We start from the raw sequence: 17327 nt of genomic DNA on the forward strand, positions 1-17327 counted from the left end.
CATGCTGGTCGCCGAAGGCCTCACCAAGAAATTCTCCGGCCTCGTCGCCGTCGACGAAGTGTCGCTCGCCGTCGCCGAAGGCTCGCTCACCGGGCTGATCGGCCCGAACGGCGCCGGCAAGACCACGGTCTTCGCCATGCTGGCCGGCTTCTTGCACCCGACCGGCGGGCGCGTCCTGCTCGACGGCGCCGACCTGACCGACGAGCCGCCCTACCGGCGCGCGCGGCGCGGCATCGCCCGCACCTTCCAGATCACCCAGCCCTTCGCCGGGCTCTCGGTGCACGAGAACATCGCGGTCGGCGCCTATCTGCGCCACGCCCGTCGCGCCGACGCGATGGACCGCGCCGCCGCCGTTGCCGAGCGTGTCGGCCTCTCGCACGAGCTCGACAAGCCGGCCGCGGCCCTGACCGTCGCTGGCCGCAAGCGGCTCGAGGTGGCGCGCGCGCTCGCGACCGAGCCGCGCCTCCTGCTGCTCGACGAGGTCTTGGCCGGCCTCAACCCGTCCGAGGTGCGCGACATGATCCCGGTGCTGCGCGCGATCCGCGACGACGGCGTGACGATCTTCATGATCGAGCACATCATGCAGGCGGTGATGAACCTCTGCGAGACCGTCTACGTGATCGCGCAAGGCAGGCTCGTCGCCGCCGGCACGCCGCAGCACGTATGTGCCGAGCCGCAGGTGATCGAGGCCTATCTGGGGCACGGCGCCGCCGCCCGCATCGCCGCCGGAGGCGTCCATGCTCGAGGTTGAGGGCCTGGAGGCCGGCTACGGCGGCACCACGGTGCTGCGCGGCATAGACCTGCGGGTCGACGAGGGCGAGATCGTCGCCGTGCTCGGCGCCAACGGCGTCGGCAAGACGACGCTCAACACCGTGCTGTCCGGCGTGCTGCCGGCGCGCGGCGGCGAGATCCGCTTCGACGGCGTCCGCATCGATCGTCTCGCCGACAGGCGGATCGTCGAGGCCGGCCTGATCCATGTCCCGGAGGGGCGACGGATCTTCCCGAACATGAGCGTGATCGAGAACCTCGAGCTCGGCTGCTACCGCCGCGGCCGGGCGAACCGGGCCGCCAATCTCGAGCGGGTGTTCACGACGTTCCCGCGCCTGCGCGAGCGGGCGTCCCAGCTCGCCGGCACGCTGTCGGGCGGCGAGCAGCAGATGCTCGCCATCGGCCGTGGGCTGATGGGCGAGCCGCGGCTGCTGATTCTCGACGAGCCGTCGCTCGGCCTGTCGCCGCTCCTGGTCGAGGAGATGTTCGAGCTGATCAAGCGCCTCAACCGGGAGGGCCTCGCCATCATGCTGGTCGAACAGAACGTGGTGCAGTCGCTGGAGATCGCGGCGCGCGCCTATGTGATCGAGAACGGCGTCGTCGCCCTCTCGGGCGCCGCCCGGGAGGTCGCCGCCGATCCGGATCTCCGCCGCATCTATCTGGGGTTGTGAGGACCAGACCGTGTGGACGAAGACTCAGCCGAGATCCCCGGCCTGCTCCCTCCCCCCTTGTGGGGGAGGGGTGGGGAGGCGAGTGGCCGTTGGCGCCTGCGGGTGGGGCTCACCCCCCTCCCTGTCTCTCCCCCACGAGGGGGGAGGGACCGCAAGAGTCGCCGGGGCCGAACAAGCAGGACAGAAACCATGACCCTGAAGCAGCGGCTCGACATCGGCGCGGCGGTCGTCGCGCCCGGCGTCTACGACGCGCTCACCGCCTCGCTGGCCGCCGCGGCCGGCTTCGAGGCGCTGTACCTCTCCGGCGCGGCGATCGCCTACACCCGGCTCGGCCGGCCCGACATCGGGCTGGTCGGCATGCCGGAGGTCGCCGAGGTGATCGCGCTGGTGCGCGACCGGGTGCCGACGCCGCTGATCGTCGACGCCGACAACGGGTACGGCAACGCCCTCAACGTGCAGCGCACGGTGCGGTCGTTCGAGCGGGCCGGCGCCGCCGCGATCCAGCTCGAGGACCAGGCGTTCCCCAAGCGCTGCGGCCATCTGCGCGACAAGACGCTGATCTCCGCGGCCGAGATGGCCGGCAAGGTGAAGGCGGCCGTCGACGCGCGGTCGAGCGCCGACACGCTGATCGTCGCCCGCACCGACGCCGTCGCCGTCGAAGGCTTCGAGCGTGCGGTCGAGCGGGCGCGGCTCTACGCCGAGGCCGGCGCCGACGTGCTGTTCGTCGAGGCGCCACGGTCGCGCGACCAGCTCGAGCGGCTGGTCGGGGTGCTCGGCGGCGTCCGGCCGCTGCTCGCCAACATGGTGGAGGGTGGCGACACGCCGCTGATGCCGGCCGCCGAGCTCGGCGCGCTCGGCTTCCGCATCGTCATCTTCCCGGGGGGCATCGTGCGGGCCATCGCCCGCACCGCCCAGGCCTATTACGGCTCGCTCGCCGCCGCCGGCTCCAACGCGCCGTTCCGCGACCGCATGTTCGACTTCGGCGAGCTCAACGCGCTGATCGGCACGCCCGAGATGCTGGCGCTCGGCGCCGGCTACGACCGCTTCCGCCGAGACCCGTCCGGCACCACCGAGGAGACCGCTGCGTGACCGCCATCGATCCCGTCACCCTCGCGGTGCTCGGCGGCCGGCTGGAGCAGATCGCCGACGAGATGGACGCGACGCTCTACCGCTCGGCCTTCAACCCGATCATCGCCGAGGCGCGCGACGCCTGCCACGGCCTCTATCACGCCGAGACCGGCGACACGCTGGTGCAGGGCACCAAGGGCCTGCCCATCTTCGTCGGCGCCATGGCGTTCGCCGTGAAGTCGGTGATCGATCTCGTGGCGAAGCGCGGCGGCCTCGCGCCCGGCGACACCTTCCTGTTCAACGATCCCTATGACGGCGGCACCCACCTGAACGATTTCCGCCTGGTGCGGCCGGTGTTCCGGGGAGGAAGACTGTTCTGCTGGCTCGCCTCGGTCGGCCACTGGCTCGACATCGGCGGCAACGTGCCGGGCGGCTACAATCCGAAGGCGACCGAGTGCTTCCAGGAGGGCGTCCGCTTCCCGCCCGTCAAGCTGATCACGGCCGGCGCCATGAACCAGGACGTCCTCGACATCCTGGCCGCCAACACGCGGGTGCCGCTGTCCAACTGGGGCGACCTCAATGGCCAGCTCAACGCCCTCGATCTGGGCGAACGACGCTTCCATGCGCTGCTCGACGAGTACGGCGACGCGACCGTGACGGCCGCCTTCGACGCCTTCTCGGACCGCGCCGAGGCGCTGATGCGGGCCGCCCTGCGCTCGCTGCCGGACGGCACCTACACGTTCGAGGACTTCTTGGACAATGACGGGATCAAGGACGAGCGGCTCGTCATCGCGCTCGACCTGACGATCCGCGACGGCACCATGGTGCTCGACTTCTCGCGCTCGTCACCGCCGCCGCAGGGCCCGATCAACATCTCGCGCGCCACCACGGTGGCGGCCTGCTACGTGGCGCTCAAGCACGTCTTCGTCGAGGTGCCGGCCAATGCCGGCTGTCTGCGGCCGATCGACTTCGTGATTCCCGACACGACGCTGCTCGGCGCCAAGGCGCCGAAGCCGGTCGCCGGCTACACCGAGACGATCCTGCGCCTGATCGGCGTGGTTTTCGGCGCGCTCGCGCAGGCCGACCCGGCGCGCGCCACGGCCGGCCCGTTCGGCACCATCAACGCGCTGTCGATCGCCGGTCACCGTGCGGACGGCAGCCGCTGGGTGATGTTCTCGTTCTTCGGCGGCGGCCTCGGCGGCAACCCGCAGAGCGACGGGCTCAACCACGCCAACAACCCGATCTCGACCGCGACGATCCCGCCGCTCGAGATCCTGGAGGCCGCCTATCCGGTGAAGTTCACCCAGTGGGCGCTGCGGCCCGACAGCGCCGGGCCCGGCGCCCATCGCGGCGGCTTCGGTGCCGTCTACGAGATCGAGGTGCTCTCGGACGCCCAGGTGTCGCTGCTCGGCGAGCGCGGTAAGGTCGCGCCGTTCGGCGTCGTCGGCGGCGGCCCGGCGGCGCTGAACCTGTTCCACTGGCAGACCGACGACGGCGAGCGCTCGCCCCCGATGGTCTCCAAGGTCACCGACGTGACGATCCGGGCCGGCCAGCGCGTGCGGCTGGAGACGCCCGGTGGAGGAGGGTGGGGCGATCCGGCGGCCCGCGACCCGGACCGCGTCGCCCGCGACGTGCGGTTCGGCCTGCTCGCACCGGCGGCCGCCTTGGCGCAGTACGGCGTCGTCGTCGACGCCGACGGGCGGATCGCGGCGGGTGGGCTGCCGGGCGGCCCGGCGGGTCGTGACCAACGCGAAGGAGAAGCGGCGTGATCGAGGCTCTCGGCCGGACCGTCGGCGTCGACGTGGGCGGCACCTTCACGGATCTGTTCTTCTACGACGAGGCGGAGCGTCGCTTCCGCACCGCCAAGGTGCCGTCGAACCGCGGCGACGAGGCGGTCGGGTTCATGGGCGGCCTCACGACCTTCGGACCGGTGTCGGAGCTTTCCTCGATCGTCCATGGCACCACGGTCGGCACCAACGCGCTCCTGGAGCGCAAGGGCGCCCGCATCGGCCTGATCACGTCGCGCGGCTTCCGCGACGTGCTGGAGATGCGGCGGCGCGACCGCCGCCACACCTGGGGCCTGTGGGGAGACTTCGAGCCGGTGGTCGATCGCGATCTCAGGCTCGAGGTGGCCGAGCGCACCCATGCCGACGGCACCGTGGTGACGGCGATCGATCCCGAGGAGGTGATGGCGGCCGCGCAGGCGCTCGCCGCCAAGGGCGCACAGGCGCTCGCCATCGTGTTCATCAACGCCTACGCCAATCCGGCCAACGAGCAGGCGGCACTCGCCGCGGCCGCCGCGGCATGGCCGAACGCCAACATCGCCTGCTCGAGCCAGATCCTGCCCGAGATCCGCGAGTTCGAGCGCACCTCGACGACCGCCCTCAACGCCTATCTGCAGCCGGTTGTCGGCAGCTATCTGGAGAAGCTCGACGGCGCCCTGCAGGCCGGCGGATTCGCCGGGCGCTTCCACATCGTGCAGTCGAACGGCGGCATCATGTCGACGGCGACGGCGCGCCGCCTGCCGGTGCGCACCGCGCTGTCCGGTCCGGCCGCCGGCGTCATCGCCGCCGCGGCGATCGCCCGCGCCGCCGGCTTTCCGGACGTGATCACGGGCGATCTCGGCGGCACCTCGTTCGACGTGTCGCTGGTGGTCGGCGGCGAGACCGCGCTCGCCCCGCAGACCACCATCGACTTCGGTCTCGTCGTGCGCACGCCGATGATCGAGATCACCACGATCGGCGCCGGCGGCGGCTCGATCGCCCATGTCGACGCCGGCGGGCTCCTGCAGGTCGGCCCGCACAGCGCCGGCTCGCGGCCCGGGCCGGTGTGCTACGGCCAGGGCGGGGACCGGCCGACCCTCACCGACGCCAACGTCGTGCTCGGCCGCATCAACGCGGCGCGGCCGATCGGCGGCAAGCTCGCCTCGCTCGATGTCGAGGCGGCGAAGGCGGCGATCCTCCGCGACGTCGGTATCCCGCTCGGCCTCGACGCTCACGCGGCCGCGGAGGCGATCGTGCGGGTCGCCGACGCCAAGATGGCGGGCGCCATCCGCCTCGTCTCGATCGAGCGCGGCCACGATCCGGGCCGGTTCGTCGCGGTGCCGTTCGGCGGCGGCGGCGCCCTGCACGTCGGCGCCCTGATCAAGGACGTCGGCCTCAAGGGCGCACTGGTCCCACGCTATCCGGGCGTCACCTCGGCGCTCGGCTGCGTCATCGCCGACATCCGCCACGACCAGGTGCAGACCGTCAACCTGATGCTGGCCGGTCTCGACGCCGCGGCCCTCGACCGCCGCATGGTCGCCGAGGCGGCCGCGGCGCGGGCCGTGGTCGAGGACGCCGGGCTCGCCATGGAGCGCATCGACCTCGTCTTCGAGCTCGACATGCACTATCTCGGCCAGACCCACACGGTGGCGGTGCCGCTGCCGGTGGCGGTCGCGGACGGCACCACGGGCGTCTCGGCCGGGCTGATCCGCGACGCGTTCGACCGCGCCTATCAGGCCTCGTTCAGCCGGCTGCTGCCGGACGTGCCGGTGAAGATCGTCAACCTGCGCACCGCCGCGATCGGCCGGCGGCCGCGCTTCGATCTCGCCGCGCTGGCGCCCGGGCCGGAGGCGTCTGTCGAACGGGCCCGGCAGGGCACCCGGCCGGTGTGGTTCGCCGGCGGCTGGCACGAGACCGCGATCTACGCGCGGCTCGATCTGCCGGTCGGCACCGTGGTGCCGGGCCCGGCCGTGCTGGAGCAGCCCGACGCCACGACCGTGATCGATCCCGATCTGGTCGCCCGTGTCGACCGGCTCGGCAACGTGATCGTCGAGCGCAAGGAGGGGCAGCCGTGAGCGTCGCCGCCGTGCCGGTCGAGAGGACCGCGCTGCTGATCGTCGACCTGCAGAACGACTTCCTGCATCCGGACGGCGCCTATGGCCGGGCCGGGCAGGGGGTGCCGGAGATCGCCGCGCTGCCGGCCCGCATCCGGCCGCTCGCCGCGGCGCTGCGGGCCGCCGGCGGCCTCGTCGTCTCGACCCAGTTCACCCTGGTGCCGGGCCGCGCCGGCGAGCCTCTGATCTCGCCGCATCTGCGCCAGCTGCGGCCGTTCCTGGCGAAGGGCGACTTCCTGCCCGGCGCGTGGGGCCACCGGCTGGTCGACGAGCTGCAGCCGGCCGACTTCTCGGTCGAGAAGATCGCCTATTCGGCCTTCTACATGACCCGGCTCGAATGGGTGCTGCGCAAGGTCGGCATCGAGCGGCTGATCGTCTGCGGCATCGTCACCAATGGCGGCGTCGCCTCGACGGTGCGCGACGCCCATGTCCGGGACTTCGAGCTCGCCGTGCTGGAGGATGGCTGCGCCGCCTTCTCGCCCGCCGTGCACCGGACCGCCGTCGAGGCGCTGCGGCCCGTCGCCCGCATCGCCACCGTCGCGCAGGTGCTCGAGGAGATCCGCTCCGAGGCCGGGCCATGAGCGTCCGGCCGGCGTCCAGCACGCGTTTCGAGGTCGAGATGCCGGTGGTGGTGATCGGGGCCGGCGCCGCCGGCCTCGTCGCCGCGCTGTCGGCCCGGGCGGAGGGCGCCGACGTGCTGGTGCTGGAGCGCGACCCGGTGCCGCGCGGCTCCACCGCCATGTCGGCCGGGCTGATCCCGGCGCCGGCGACGCGCTGGCAGGCGAAGGCCGGCATCGTCGACACGGTCGAGCTGTTCGCCGCCGACATCCTGGCGAAGGCGCAGCGCGAGCCCGATCCGGCCCTGGTGACGCATCTCGCCGAGACGATCGGGCCGACGCTCGAATGGCTCGCCGACGCCCACGGCCTGCCGTTCGACGTGATCACCGAGTTCCTCTATCCGGGCCACTCCACGTTCCGGATGCACGGCCTGCCGAGCCGCTCGGGCACCGAGCTGATCGAGCGGCTCGCCGCCGCGGCCGAGGCGGCCGGCGTCGAGATCCTCACGCAGGCGCGGGTGGCGACGCTCCATGCCGATCCGGACGGGCGCGTGCGCGGCGTCGGCATCGTGCGGCCGGACGGGACGACGGACGCGGTCGGCTGCGGCGCGCTGGTGCTGGCCTGCAGCGGCTACGGCGGCAACAGGGCGCTGGTCGAGCGCCACATCCCGGCGCTCGCCGGGGCGACGTTTTTCGGCCATGCCGGCAACCAGGGCGATGCGCTCGTGTGGGGCGAGGCGCTCGGCGCCGCGACGCGCCATCTCTCCGGGCACCAGGGCCACGGGGCGATCGCGCATCCGCACGGCATCCAGATCACCTGGGCGACGATCACCCAGGGCGGCATTCAGGTGAACCGCGACGGCCGCCGCTTCGCCGACGAGGCAGTGGGCTATTCCGAGCAGGCCGCCGCCGTGGTGGCGCAGCCGGACGGCATCGCCTTCACGATCTTCGACGAGCGCATCGCCGCGACCGCCCGCGGCTTCGAGGACTTCCGCCAGGCCGAGCGGGCCGGGGCCGTGCTGAGCGCGGCGACGATCCCCGAGCTGGCGGACCGGATCGGCGCGCCGGCCACGGCGCTCGCCGCGACGCTGGCGGCCGTGGAGGCGGCCCGCGCCGCCGGCGTGCCCGACGCCTTCGGCCGCGACGTCGCGCGCACGCCGCCGCTGGCGCCGCCCTACCGGGCCGTCAAGGTCACCGGCGCGCTGCTGCACACCCAGGGCGGCCTCGTCGTCGACACCGACGCGCGGGTGCTGCGGCCGGACGGCACGGCACTGCCGAACCTGTTCGCGGCCGGCGGCGCCGCCTGCGGTGTTTCGGGATCGCAGGCGAGTGGCTATCTGTCGGGCAACGGCCTGCTCGCGGCGGTCGGCCTGGGCCGCGTCGCCGGCCTCGCCGCCGCCGGGCTCGCGGCCGCGGACCCCGCTGCCGACGATGCGGCGCAGCGAAGCCCGGCCACCTGCACGGACCCCGACGCTGCCGGCCGGGCCGGCTGATCACGCCATGACCCGATCCACGACGACACGATCCACCACTCCGCCGCCCCGCACCCTGTTCGACAAGCTGTGGGACAGCCATGCCGTCGTCACCCGCGAGGACGGCCAGACGCTCCTGTTCGTCGACCGGCATTTCCTGCACGAGGGCTCGCACCACGCCTTCGCGCAGCTGGCGGCGCGGGGCGCCGCCGTGGCACGGCCCGACCTCACCTTCGCGGTCGCCGACCACTACGTGCCGACCCGCGGCCGTCCGGCGATCGCCGACGACAGCGTCCGCGCGATGGTCGACCGGCTCGCCGGCAACACGGCGGTCCACGGCATCCGGCTGTTCGGCCTCGACGACCCGCGTCAGGGCATCGTCCACGTGGTCGGCCCGGAGCAGGGGCTGACGCTGCCCGGCCTGGTGACGGTGTGCGGCGACAGCCACACCTCGACGCACGGCGCCTTCGGCACCTTCGCGTTCGGCATCGGCGCGTCCGAGGTGGCGCACGTGCTGATCACCCAGACGATCTGGCAGCGCCGGCCGAAGCGCATGCGCATCCGGATCGACGGCACGCCGGCGCCGGGCGTCGGCGCCAAGGACATGGCGCTGACCTGGATCGCCCGGCTCGGGGCCGACGGAGCGCAGGGGCACGCGATCGAGTATGCGGGCTCGGCCGTCACCGGCCTGTCGATGGAGGGGCGGCTGACGCTGTGCAACCTGTCGATCGAGGGGGGCGGCCGCTGCGGCATGGTGGCGCCCGACGCGACCACCATCGCGTTCCTGCGGGGGCGCCCGTTCGCGCCGGAGGGCGCCGCGTTCGATCGCGCCGCCGCCGACTGGCTGGCACTGGCGAGCGACGCCGACGCCGCCTTCGACACCGAGGTGTCGTTCGCGGGCGAGGAGATCGTGCCGGTCGTCACCTGGGGCACCAGCCCGCAGGACGCGCTGCCGATCGACGCCGCCGTGCCGGACCCGGACCGCATCGCCGATCCGGCCCGCGCGAGCCACGTGCGCGACGCGCTCGCCTACATGGATCTGGTGCCGGGCCGGCCGCTCGCCGAGGTGGCGATCGACCGGGTGTTCATCGGCTCCTGCACCAATTCGCGCATCGAGGATCTGCGCGCCGCCGCCGCCGTGCTGGCCGGCCGTAGCGCGCGGGTGCCGGGCCTCGTCTCGCCCGGGTCGTCGCTGGTCAAGCAGCAGGCCGAGCAGGAGGGGCTCGACCGCGTTTTCGTCGCGGCCGGCCTGGAGTGGCGCGACTCCGGCTGCTCGATGTGCGTCGGCATGAACGGCGACCAGGTGCCGTCGGGCGAGCGCTGCGCCTCCACGACCAACCGCAACTTCAAGAACCGCCAGGGGCTCGGCGCCCGCACCCACCTGATGTCGCCCGCCATGGTGGCGGCCGCCGCCGTCGCCGGACGGCTCGCCGACGTGCGGCCGCTGCTCGCCGGGAGGATCTGATGGAGCCGTTCCGCCGCCTCGACGCCGTCGTCGCCTGCCCGCTGCCGCTCGCCAATGTCGACACCGACCAGCTCATCCCGGCGCGCTTTATGAAGCAGCCGCGGGCTGCCGGCTACGGCGGCTTCCTTCTGCACGACCTGCGCTTCGACACCGACGGCACGTCGCGTGGGCTCGCCCTCGACGATCCGGCGTTCGCGGGCGCACGCGTGTTGGTGGCGCGGCGCAACTTCGGCTCCGGCTCGTCGCGCGAGGCGGCCGTCTACGCGCTGGTCGACTTCGGATTCCGCTGCGTGATCGCGCCGAGCTTCGGCGACATCTTCGCCTCCAACGCGGTCAACAACGGCCTGCTGCCGGCACGGGTCGACGACGCGGCGGCGGAGCGCCTGCTCGGCCGCACCGCGGCGGGACACCGCGTGTCGATCGACCTCGCGGAGCGCACCATCGGCTGCGACGGCGAGACCATCCCGTTCGCCGTCGACGACGTGTGGCGGACCAAGCTGTTGAACGGCTGGGACGACATCGACCTGACGCTGAGCCACACGGAGGCCGTCCGCGCCTTCGCGGCGGAGCGGGCGGCGATGTATCCGTGGAGCCTGCCGCGCGATCGGGGATGACGCGCGGCCGGGCCGTCAGGCGGGGGAGGTCGTCAGCAGTGGCGGGGGCAGTCCTGGTCGATCCGGGCCTGCGCCATCAGGATCACGCTTCGCTCGTCCTGCTGGGGGGTGGTGATGGTTTCGACGACGCCGTAGGTGCCGGGCGCATAGATCTCGGCCTTCCAGGTCTCGTCGCGTTTAGTGATGATACGGTAGCCGCGGTAGTTGCAATCGGTCATCTCGTCCTCCCGAGATGCAGCGGAGCCTGCACGAAGATTCTGACCAGACGCTGGAGATCTCGTGTCAAAAGGCGAAAAAATCATCAGAATGATTACTGATGAGGCAACTACGGGGTCCGTCCGCACCGCCAGGGCGGTCGCAGCGCCGCCCGCGCATGGGCCGGTCCCAGGCCCGGAGCGCCGCAGCAGGCTCGGCCGTCCAGCGTTGCCCGCGGCGCGACGGGCCCGACGCGAGCCGCCACGCGACCGGGCCGTGTCGCATTCTGCGACAGGCGGAATGGTCGGGAGGAAATCCTAGAAACTGGGACAGAGTTCATTGAACGTCTGGGCGGGCGTCTCGCCGGCCCGGACGCGCCCCGGCCCCGGCCGGTCGCTCGCGACGGTTTCTCCTGTCGCGGCAGGCCTGTGCCGCCGCGATGCCGGACGCCGTGCCGTGCCGGGGCACCGGACCGTGGCCCCGACGAGGCGGTGCGCCTCCCATGCGCCCGAGGAGGGGGAGGTTCTCGGAAAACGCATCGCTCTCATTGTTTAGGTCAATTCCAGGGCCGGAACCCTGCAGTACCATCGCGCTAATCAAGTCTCTGCGGCTCGTCCCCGAGGGAGGTCGGCCCGGAGCCCGGTTGCTCCGCCCACGTCGCGCCTCCTGCTTCCCGGACGGATCGGTGTGATCCGCCCGTCCGCAAGTCCGACCGTAGCTCCTGCGATGGGTGCGCCTATGGTGACGGGCAGATCCGCGCGAGATCCGCAGACCGTGCTGAAGGCGCGGCAGCGCTTTCTCGTGGAAGGCGTCGTCCCGGCCCGCGGGATCCCCGGATCGATCGGGCGGTCGTGGGTGCGTTGCGCCGCGCTCGGCCTGAAGATGGACTTCCTGCCGCGCTTCGAGCCGCTCTCCTACCGCGAGTTCCGCGACGTCCACAGCCGCAACGACGAGCTGGTCCGCGCGGCCCGGGTGGAGATGGACGCGCTCGACGACGACGCCCGCATGACCGGAGCGATCGTCATCCTCACCGACCCGACCGGCATCGTGCTGTCGCGCACCGGCAATGTCGAGTTCGCCGAGCTCGCGTCGCGCGTCGCGCTCCGGCCCGGCATTCCGTGGAGCGAGGAGAACGTCGGGACCAACGCCATCGGCACCGCGATCGCCGAGCGTCAGGAGGTCCGGGTGGTCGGCGCCGAGCACTTCTTCGACGTCCACCGGGTGCTGAGCTGCTCGGCCGTTCCCATCTTCGGGCCGACCGGCGACATCGTCGGCGTTCTCGATCTCACCAACGCCTCGGAGATTCCGCAGACCCACACGCTCGCGCTGGTCCGGCGTGCCGCCGAGCAGATCGAGTCGCATCTGTTCAACGACCGCTTCCGGGATCACGAGCAGGTGCACTTCCACTGCGATCCGGGCCTGATGGGCACGCTGCACGAGGGACGTCTCGCCTTCGAGGACGACCGCGTGGTCGGTGCGAACCGCCGGGCGCTGCGGCTGCTCGGTCTCGACTGGTCCGATCTCGGCGCCAAGCGGTTCGGCGACCTGTTCGACGTAGCGCGCGGGCACATCATGCGGGCGCGCTCGCCGGAGGGGACCCGCTTCGCGACGACGGAAGGCCGCACCCTCTTCGGCCGCCTGCATCCGCAACGCCGACCGAAGCTGACGCTGCGCGTCTCGTCCGACCGCGAGCTGCTGCTCGCCCAGGCGATGCCGGTGTTCGACGAGGCGACGCTCAAGAGTCTCGGACGTGCCACCCGTCTCGCCGACGCCGGGCTGTCGATCCTGGTGCAGGGCGAGACCGGTACCGGAAAGGAGATGTTCGCTCGCCGCCTGCACGCCGCCAGCCGGCGCCGCGAAGGCCCCTTCGTGGTCGCCGACTGCGCCGTGACGGACGGCACCGCGCTCGCCGCGGCGCTGTTCGGCGACGCCGAGGATCCCGACCGCGTCGCGGCGGACGGGGCGCTCCGGCGCGCCGAAGGCGGTGTCCTGCTGCTCGACGAGATCGACGCGATGCCGGTCGGCCTGCAGGAGCGGCTGGTGCGGCTGCTGCGGCATCGCGGGGCCGGGCGCGATCCCAACGTCGAGGCGCCTTTCGATCTCGCTTTGGTGTCGGCGACCCGCCGCCGCCTCGGCGACCTCGTGTCCGCCGGCGCATTCCGGCAGGATCTCTTCGCGCTCCTGGCCGGCTACACGGTCGACCTGCCGTCGCTGCGCGACGATCCCGGCCGCGCGGCGCTGATCGCCGAGGCCTGGGAGCAGATCGCCTCGCCGGGCGAGACGCATCGGCTGACGCCGGAGATCCTCGCGGCGCTCACGGCCTATCAGTGGCCCGGCAACCACCGCCAGCTCGTCGGCACGCTGCGGGCGCTCGCCGTGCTGGCGGCGGCCGGCGAGGTGATCGAGGTGGCGACGCTGCCGCAGGAGATGCGCGAGGCGCGCGCCGAGCCGCGGCCGGAGACGCCGCCGTGGCCCGAGCAGGCGGCCGGCCTCGACTCGATCACCCTCACCGCGATGCGGGCGGCGCTCGCCGCCGAGCAGGGCAACATCTCGCGGGCGGCGCGCCGCCTCGGCATTCACCGCTCCACGCTGTATCGCCGGCTGTTCGGACCGGGCCGCCACACGGCGGCCCCGGACGGCGACCAGAACCCCGCCGGGTGACGCGGTCGGCCGGACAGGCCGCGGCGTTCACGATCCGGCGCTCGCGCGTCGTGATCAGCTCGTGACGCGCGACGGAACCTGATCAGGTCCGCGTGAGGGATCGAATCGCCACGCCACGCCCGGAGCGCCGGCTTCGTCCCGTCAGTCCGATATGTCCGCGCGGCGCGTCGGAGGATCCGGCGTCCCCGACGACGTCGCGCTACGGCGTTGTCGCATCCTGCTCCAGGTGTCGCAGCCTGCGACAGTATCGGCGTGAAAAACAAAGTCGAACGGGCGCCCGATACGTAATGTGATGTATACCTCGTCGAGAAACCCCGATGTTACGGTTCCGTCGGTGCTCCGCTCCGCTCGTCGGGATCGCGGGCGCCGGTGTCGCGGAGAAGCAGATCGGACCGCCCGGCCACGTCGGTGGCCGGGAACGGTCGGGCTGTGCCGCCGTTCGGCGGCGTTCCGCGTGGGGGTTCGGACGGCGCCCGTCACGGCGCCCCGGACTGGGGAAGGGGAGAGAACCATGAAAGTCACAACCCTGATCACGGTGGCGACCACGTGTCTCGCCACCACGGCGTTCGGCGCCGACCTCGCATACAAGGCACCCAGGCTCGCGGCGGTCGAGCCGCCGAGCCCGTGGGACATCGCCTTCGGCGGATCGATCGTCTCGGACTATCTGTTCCGCGGCCTGACGCAGTCGGCCCACGATCCGTCCGCATCGGTGTTCTTCTCGCCGATGTACAACGTGAACCAGAACCTCCAGTTCTACGTCGGCTTCAGCACCGAGAGCGTCAAGCTGCGCAACTCGCCGGCGGCCGAGGTCGACGTCTGGGGCGGCATCCGCGCCAGCTTCGGCCCGGTCGCCTTCGACGTCGGCGGCTGGAGCTACAACTACCCGGGCAAGGAGGACTTCTACGTCGCCGACTGGGCGGCGCCTTACCCCGGCATCGTGGCGGCCGGCGGCGTTCCCGGCAACTTCGTCGAAGCCTACGGCAAGTTCACCTGGACGGTCGCGCCGTGGCTCGCGGTCGGCGCCAACGTCAACTACAGCCCGGACTTCCTCGCCACCACGGCCGAGGGCACCTATGTCGCCGGCCTCGCCAAGATCACGGCGCCGGCCACCGTGCTGCCCTCCGGCATCGGCGCCTATCTGTCCGGCGAGTTCGGTCACCAGTATCTCGGAACGACCGACGGCGGCGCCGATCTGCCGGACTGGAACACCTGGAACGTCGGCGTCGGCTTCACCTGGAAGGCGTTCACGCTCGATCTGCGCTACACCGACACCGACCTCTCGAAGGCCGACTGCTTCACGCTGACCGGCGATCCCCACGCGACCCTGCTGGCCGGCGGGACGATCGAATCGAACTGGTGCGGCGCGCGCTTCACCGCCAAGCTGTCGGCGGCGACCACGGTCTTCTCGCTGATGAAGTGACGAGAGACCGTCGGCGGCTCTGAACCTCCCGCATCTGGGCGGCGGTCTCTTTCGGAGGCGCCGCCCCTTTTTCGTCCCGAGACGCCCGTCCGAGCGATGCAGCGCCGGGCGGGCGGCAGGTCGTCGGGACGGGCCTGTCGCAGTCTGCTGCAGGTGTCGCAATTCGCGACAGATGTCGCGACGGCGAAGTCTGTTTTCGATTGCTCTCTACGTACTCGAGGATATGTCTCGACGTGGAACGATTCTTATAATTCACGGCATCGAACGCAGACGACGGTCGGGCCGGCGCGATGATCATCGGGGCGACGCGAGAACGATCGGCCGCAGTGCCGTCTCGACACGGGCCGGGCCACGGCGCCGATCCTGTCGTGATCACGACGACGTGGCCGGTGGATGTCGCGCCCGGGCGGACCGCCCCGCAGCGCCACGAGGTGCGCGATGCTGCCTGACCGGAGCCTGAGCGGAATCGTCGAGCGCATGCTGAGCGGACCGATGGGCCGTCATCTCGCCGTGCGCCATCTCGCCGCCGGCCAGCTCGTCGACGGTGCGGTCGAGGAGGAGGACGCCGGCGAGGGCAGCCTGATGGTCGTCCGCCGCGGGCGGCTGCGCCACTTCGTCTCGTTCGAGGGCAAGGAGCTGACGCTGTTCATGCTCGAGCCCGGCGACGCCGTCTACCTGCACGCGGGCTCGGCACTCGAGGTCAAGAAGGACGCAGAGGTCGTCGTCATCGTCACCACGACCCTGAGGACGCTGGCGCGCACCGATTCCGATCTCGCCCTCGCGGTGGCGCCGCTGATCGACCGTCTGCTGCAGAAGTCGATCCGCATGATCGAGGACATGGCCTTCCACGGGGTCAAGCACCGGCTGATCCGGGCGCTGTGCGAGGCGGCGGACCGGGACGGCCGGCCGGTCGCCCACGGGGTCGTCCTCGACGCGCCTCCGCGCGCCGAGGACTTCGCCATGCAGATCGGCGCGACCCGGCAGTCGGTGTCCACCGTCATCGCCGAGCTCGGACGCAGCGGCCTGCTGCGTCGATTCGGCGCCGGCTCCCTGGTGATCTCGGATCTCGGGCGGCTGCGGGAGCAACTCGCCACCGAGCGGTGACGCGCGGCGGCCCCATCGAGAAGGACGATCCGAATGTGCGACGCCTGCGGATGCGGATCCCGGCACGTCCACGAGCACGATCATGGTCACGGCCATGATCACACGCACGATCACGGGCACGGCGGCGGCGAGGTCGTCGCCGTCGGTGCCGGGCTCCTCTCCGCGAACGACCACATGGCTGCGCACGTGCGGGCGCATCTCGACCGCCACGGCATCCTGGCCGTGAACCTGATGTCGTCGCCCGGTTCCGGCAAGACGAGCCTGCTCGAAGCCACCATCGCGGCGCTGCCGCCCGGCATCCGGGTCGCCGTCATCGAGGGCGACCTGGAGACCGAGAACGACGCCGAACGTATTCGCCGCCACGGCGTGCCGGCCGTGCAGATCTCGACCGGGGTGGTCTGCCATCTCGACGCCGGCATGGTGCACGACGCCCTGGACGGATTGTCGCTGCGCGAGGTCGACATCCTGTTCATCGAGAACGTCGGCAACCTGGTCTGCCCCGCCGACTTCGCCATCGGCCAGCACCGCAACGTCGTACTGCTCTCGGTGACGGAAGGCGACGACAAGCCCGACAAGTATCCCGTGATCTTCCGCAACGCCGACCTCGTGGTCCTCACGAAGACCGACCTGCTGCCGCACATCGACGACTTCGACGTCGACCGCGCGCATGCCGCGGTCGGCCGGGTGCGCGGCAACGGACCGATCGCCGAGATCTCGGCGCGCACCGGTCGCGGGATCGACGCGTGGACGGCGTGGCTGACGGCGGAGCTCGCCGCCCACCGGGCGGCGCTGCGCGCGGCCTAGATGACGGCTTCGTCGTCGGCATCCCCGCCGAGACGACGAGGGGGCGGCCCGGCTCGACGGTCTCGAGCCGGGCCGTTTCGTCTTTGCGAAGGTCTTCGGCGGAGATCGTCGGCCGCGGGCGTCACGGAGCCGCGTGACCGCGGGCGTCGTCGTGCGTGCCGATGTCGGCTGCGGCCCCGATACCTTCGAACGACTCGACATGCAGCTCGCGGCCGTGAGTCACGTCGGCGTCGCTGCCGCCGCAGGCCGGGCAGACGAACCGGAAGCGCGGCACCGCGTAGTCGCGCCCGCAGGTCCGGCAGCGCGCCGCCGTCTCGACCGCGACGACGTCGAGGCGCGCGCCTTCCGCGACCGTGCCCTCGGCGAGGATCTCGAAACAGCCGCGGATCTGGCGTGGGTCGAGCCCGCGCAGCCGGCCGATCACGACCTTCACCGAGACGATGCGCGCGATGCCGGCGCCGGCGGCGCGATCGACCAGGATTCGAATCAGGCCGTCGACGACCGCCGCCTCGTGCATGCGGGTCTCCCGAGTCGCGGCGCGGCGCCGGCGCGCGACCGCAGCATGTACCATCATACGCCGGTCCTCGGCGCCCGGCGAGCTGCGCGATTTGCACCGCAGCCGTGCCGGAGTGTCGCGCGATCGTCGCACCG

15 protein-coding genes are annotated in these 17327 nt (G+C 72.1%); 13 read left to right on the forward strand and 2 right to left on the reverse strand.

Annotated elements, in window-relative coordinates:
- The first annotated feature begins 1 nt into the window (after position 1).
- The 9 genes from J2S22_RS01825 to leuD all read left to right on the forward strand — a co-directional run bounded on the left by J2S22_RS01825 (position 2) and on the right by leuD (position 10492).
- The gene (locus tag J2S22_RS01825) at positions 2-751 is read left to right on the forward strand and encodes an ABC transporter ATP-binding protein (RefSeq protein ID WP_272776044.1); all 750 of its coding nucleotides are present in this window, start codon (positions 2-4) and stop codon (positions 749-751) included.
- Positions 738-1439, forward strand: a complete 702-nt coding sequence (locus J2S22_RS01830) for an ABC transporter ATP-binding protein (RefSeq protein ID WP_272776045.1) — start codon at positions 738-740, stop codon at positions 1437-1439. Before J2S22_RS01825 ends, J2S22_RS01830 begins: the two co-directional genes overlap by 14 nt.
- Before the next feature lie 189 nt (positions 1440-1628).
- Positions 1629-2528, forward strand: a complete 900-nt coding sequence (locus tag J2S22_RS01835; protein WP_272776046.1) for an isocitrate lyase/PEP mutase family protein — start codon at positions 1629-1631, stop codon at positions 2526-2528.
- Positions 2525-4276, forward strand: a complete 1752-nt coding sequence (locus J2S22_RS01840) for a hydantoinase B/oxoprolinase family protein (RefSeq protein WP_272776047.1) — start codon at positions 2525-2527, stop codon at positions 4274-4276. The genes J2S22_RS01835 and J2S22_RS01840 overlap by 4 nt, the downstream gene beginning before the upstream one ends.
- Entirely contained in the window at positions 4276-6345 is a 2070-nt protein-coding gene (locus J2S22_RS01845) for a hydantoinase/oxoprolinase family protein (protein ID WP_272776162.1), read from the forward strand. The genes J2S22_RS01840 and J2S22_RS01845 overlap by 1 nt, the downstream gene beginning before the upstream one ends.
- Positions 6342-6965: a cysteine hydrolase family protein gene (locus J2S22_RS01850; protein WP_272776048.1), complete on the forward strand. Its 624-nt coding sequence runs from the start codon at positions 6342-6344 to the stop codon at positions 6963-6965. The genes J2S22_RS01845 and J2S22_RS01850 overlap by 4 nt, the downstream gene beginning before the upstream one ends.
- Entirely contained in the window at positions 6962-8434 is a 1473-nt protein-coding gene (locus J2S22_RS01855) for an FAD-dependent oxidoreductase (RefSeq protein WP_272776049.1), read from the forward strand. Before J2S22_RS01850 ends, J2S22_RS01855 begins: the two co-directional genes overlap by 4 nt.
- Positions 8435-8441: 7 nt before the next feature.
- The gene (leuC, locus tag J2S22_RS01860; protein ID WP_272776050.1) at positions 8442-9878 is read left to right on the forward strand and encodes a 3-isopropylmalate dehydratase large subunit; all 1437 of its coding nucleotides are present in this window, start codon (positions 8442-8444) and stop codon (positions 9876-9878) included.
- On the forward strand, positions 9878-10492 hold the full coding sequence (gene leuD, locus J2S22_RS01865) for a 3-isopropylmalate dehydratase small subunit (protein ID WP_272776051.1): 615 nt from the start codon (positions 9878-9880) through the stop codon (positions 10490-10492). Before leuC ends, leuD begins: the two co-directional genes overlap by 1 nt.
- A 32-nt stretch (positions 10493-10524) precedes the next feature.
- On the opposite strand, the gene J2S22_RS01870 is transcribed toward leuD, so the two are convergent.
- Entirely contained in the window at positions 10525-10710 is a 186-nt protein-coding gene (locus tag J2S22_RS01870) for a hypothetical protein (protein WP_111355151.1), read from the reverse strand.
- 718 nt (positions 10711-11428) lie between these two features.
- On the opposite strand from J2S22_RS01870, the gene J2S22_RS01875 reads away from it, so the two are divergent.
- From J2S22_RS01875 to hypB, 4 genes are all read left to right on the forward strand, one after another.
- Positions 11429-13348, forward strand: coding sequence for a sigma-54-dependent Fis family transcriptional regulator (locus tag J2S22_RS01875; RefSeq protein ID WP_307155783.1), 1920 nt, complete (start codon positions 11429-11431; stop codon positions 13346-13348).
- Between the two features lie 511 nt (positions 13349-13859).
- Positions 13860-14768 (forward strand): TorF family putative porin, encoded by a 909-nt coding sequence (locus J2S22_RS01880; RefSeq protein WP_272776053.1) that lies wholly within the window; start codon positions 13860-13862, stop codon positions 14766-14768.
- Between the two features lie 438 nt (positions 14769-15206).
- Positions 15207-15872 (forward strand): Crp/Fnr family transcriptional regulator, encoded by a 666-nt coding sequence (locus J2S22_RS01885; protein WP_272776054.1) that lies wholly within the window; start codon positions 15207-15209, stop codon positions 15870-15872.
- A gap of 33 nt (positions 15873-15905) precedes the next feature.
- Positions 15906-16676, forward strand: coding sequence for a hydrogenase nickel incorporation protein HypB (gene hypB, locus J2S22_RS01890; protein WP_272776055.1), 771 nt, complete (start codon positions 15906-15908; stop codon positions 16674-16676).
- A 121-nt stretch (positions 16677-16797) separates the two neighbouring features.
- On the opposite strand, the gene hypA is transcribed toward hypB, so the two are convergent.
- Positions 16798-17193 carry a hydrogenase maturation nickel metallochaperone HypA gene (gene hypA, locus J2S22_RS01895; protein ID WP_272776056.1) on the reverse strand — a complete coding sequence of 132 codons (396 nt, stop codon included), beginning with the start codon at positions 17191-17193 and terminating at the stop codon, positions 16798-16800.
- Positions 17194-17327: the final 134 nt, after the last annotated feature.

Source organism: Rhodoplanes tepidamans (genome assembly GCF_030813915.1).
GTDB lineage: Bacteria > Pseudomonadota > Alphaproteobacteria > Rhizobiales > Xanthobacteraceae > Rhodoplanes > Rhodoplanes tepidamans.

Bases quoted from the DNA above. Each gene is read 5' to 3' on its own strand.
- J2S22_RS01835 (WP_272776046.1), top strand. From the start codon at position 1,629: ATGACCCTGAAGCAGCGGCTCGACATCGGCGCGGCGGTCGTCGCGCCC.
- J2S22_RS01825 (WP_272776044.1), top strand. From the start codon at position 2: ATGCTGGTCGCCGAAGGCCTCACCAAGAAATTCTCCGGCCTCGTCGCC.
- leuC (WP_272776050.1), top strand. From the start codon at position 8,442: ATGACCCGATCCACGACGACACGATCCACCACTCCGCCGCCCCGCACC.
- hypA (WP_272776056.1), bottom strand. From the start codon at position 17,193: ATGCACGAGGCGGCGGTCGTCGACGGCCTGATTCGAATCCTGGTCGAT.
- hypB (WP_272776055.1), top strand. From the start codon at position 15,906: ATGTGCGACGCCTGCGGATGCGGATCCCGGCACGTCCACGAGCACGAT.
- J2S22_RS01885 (WP_272776054.1), top strand. From the start codon at position 15,207: ATGCTGCCTGACCGGAGCCTGAGCGGAATCGTCGAGCGCATGCTGAGC.
- J2S22_RS01855 (WP_272776049.1), top strand. From the start codon at position 6,962: ATGAGCGTCCGGCCGGCGTCCAGCACGCGTTTCGAGGTCGAGATGCCG.
- J2S22_RS01830 (WP_272776045.1), top strand. From the start codon at position 738: ATGCTCGAGGTTGAGGGCCTGGAGGCCGGCTACGGCGGCACCACGGTG.
- leuD (WP_272776051.1), top strand. From the start codon at position 9,878: ATGGAGCCGTTCCGCCGCCTCGACGCCGTCGTCGCCTGCCCGCTGCCG.
- J2S22_RS01880 (WP_272776053.1), top strand. From the start codon at position 13,860: ATGAAAGTCACAACCCTGATCACGGTGGCGACCACGTGTCTCGCCACC.
- J2S22_RS01870 (WP_111355151.1), bottom strand. From the start codon at position 10,710: ATGACCGATTGCAACTACCGCGGCTACCGTATCATCACTAAACGCGAC.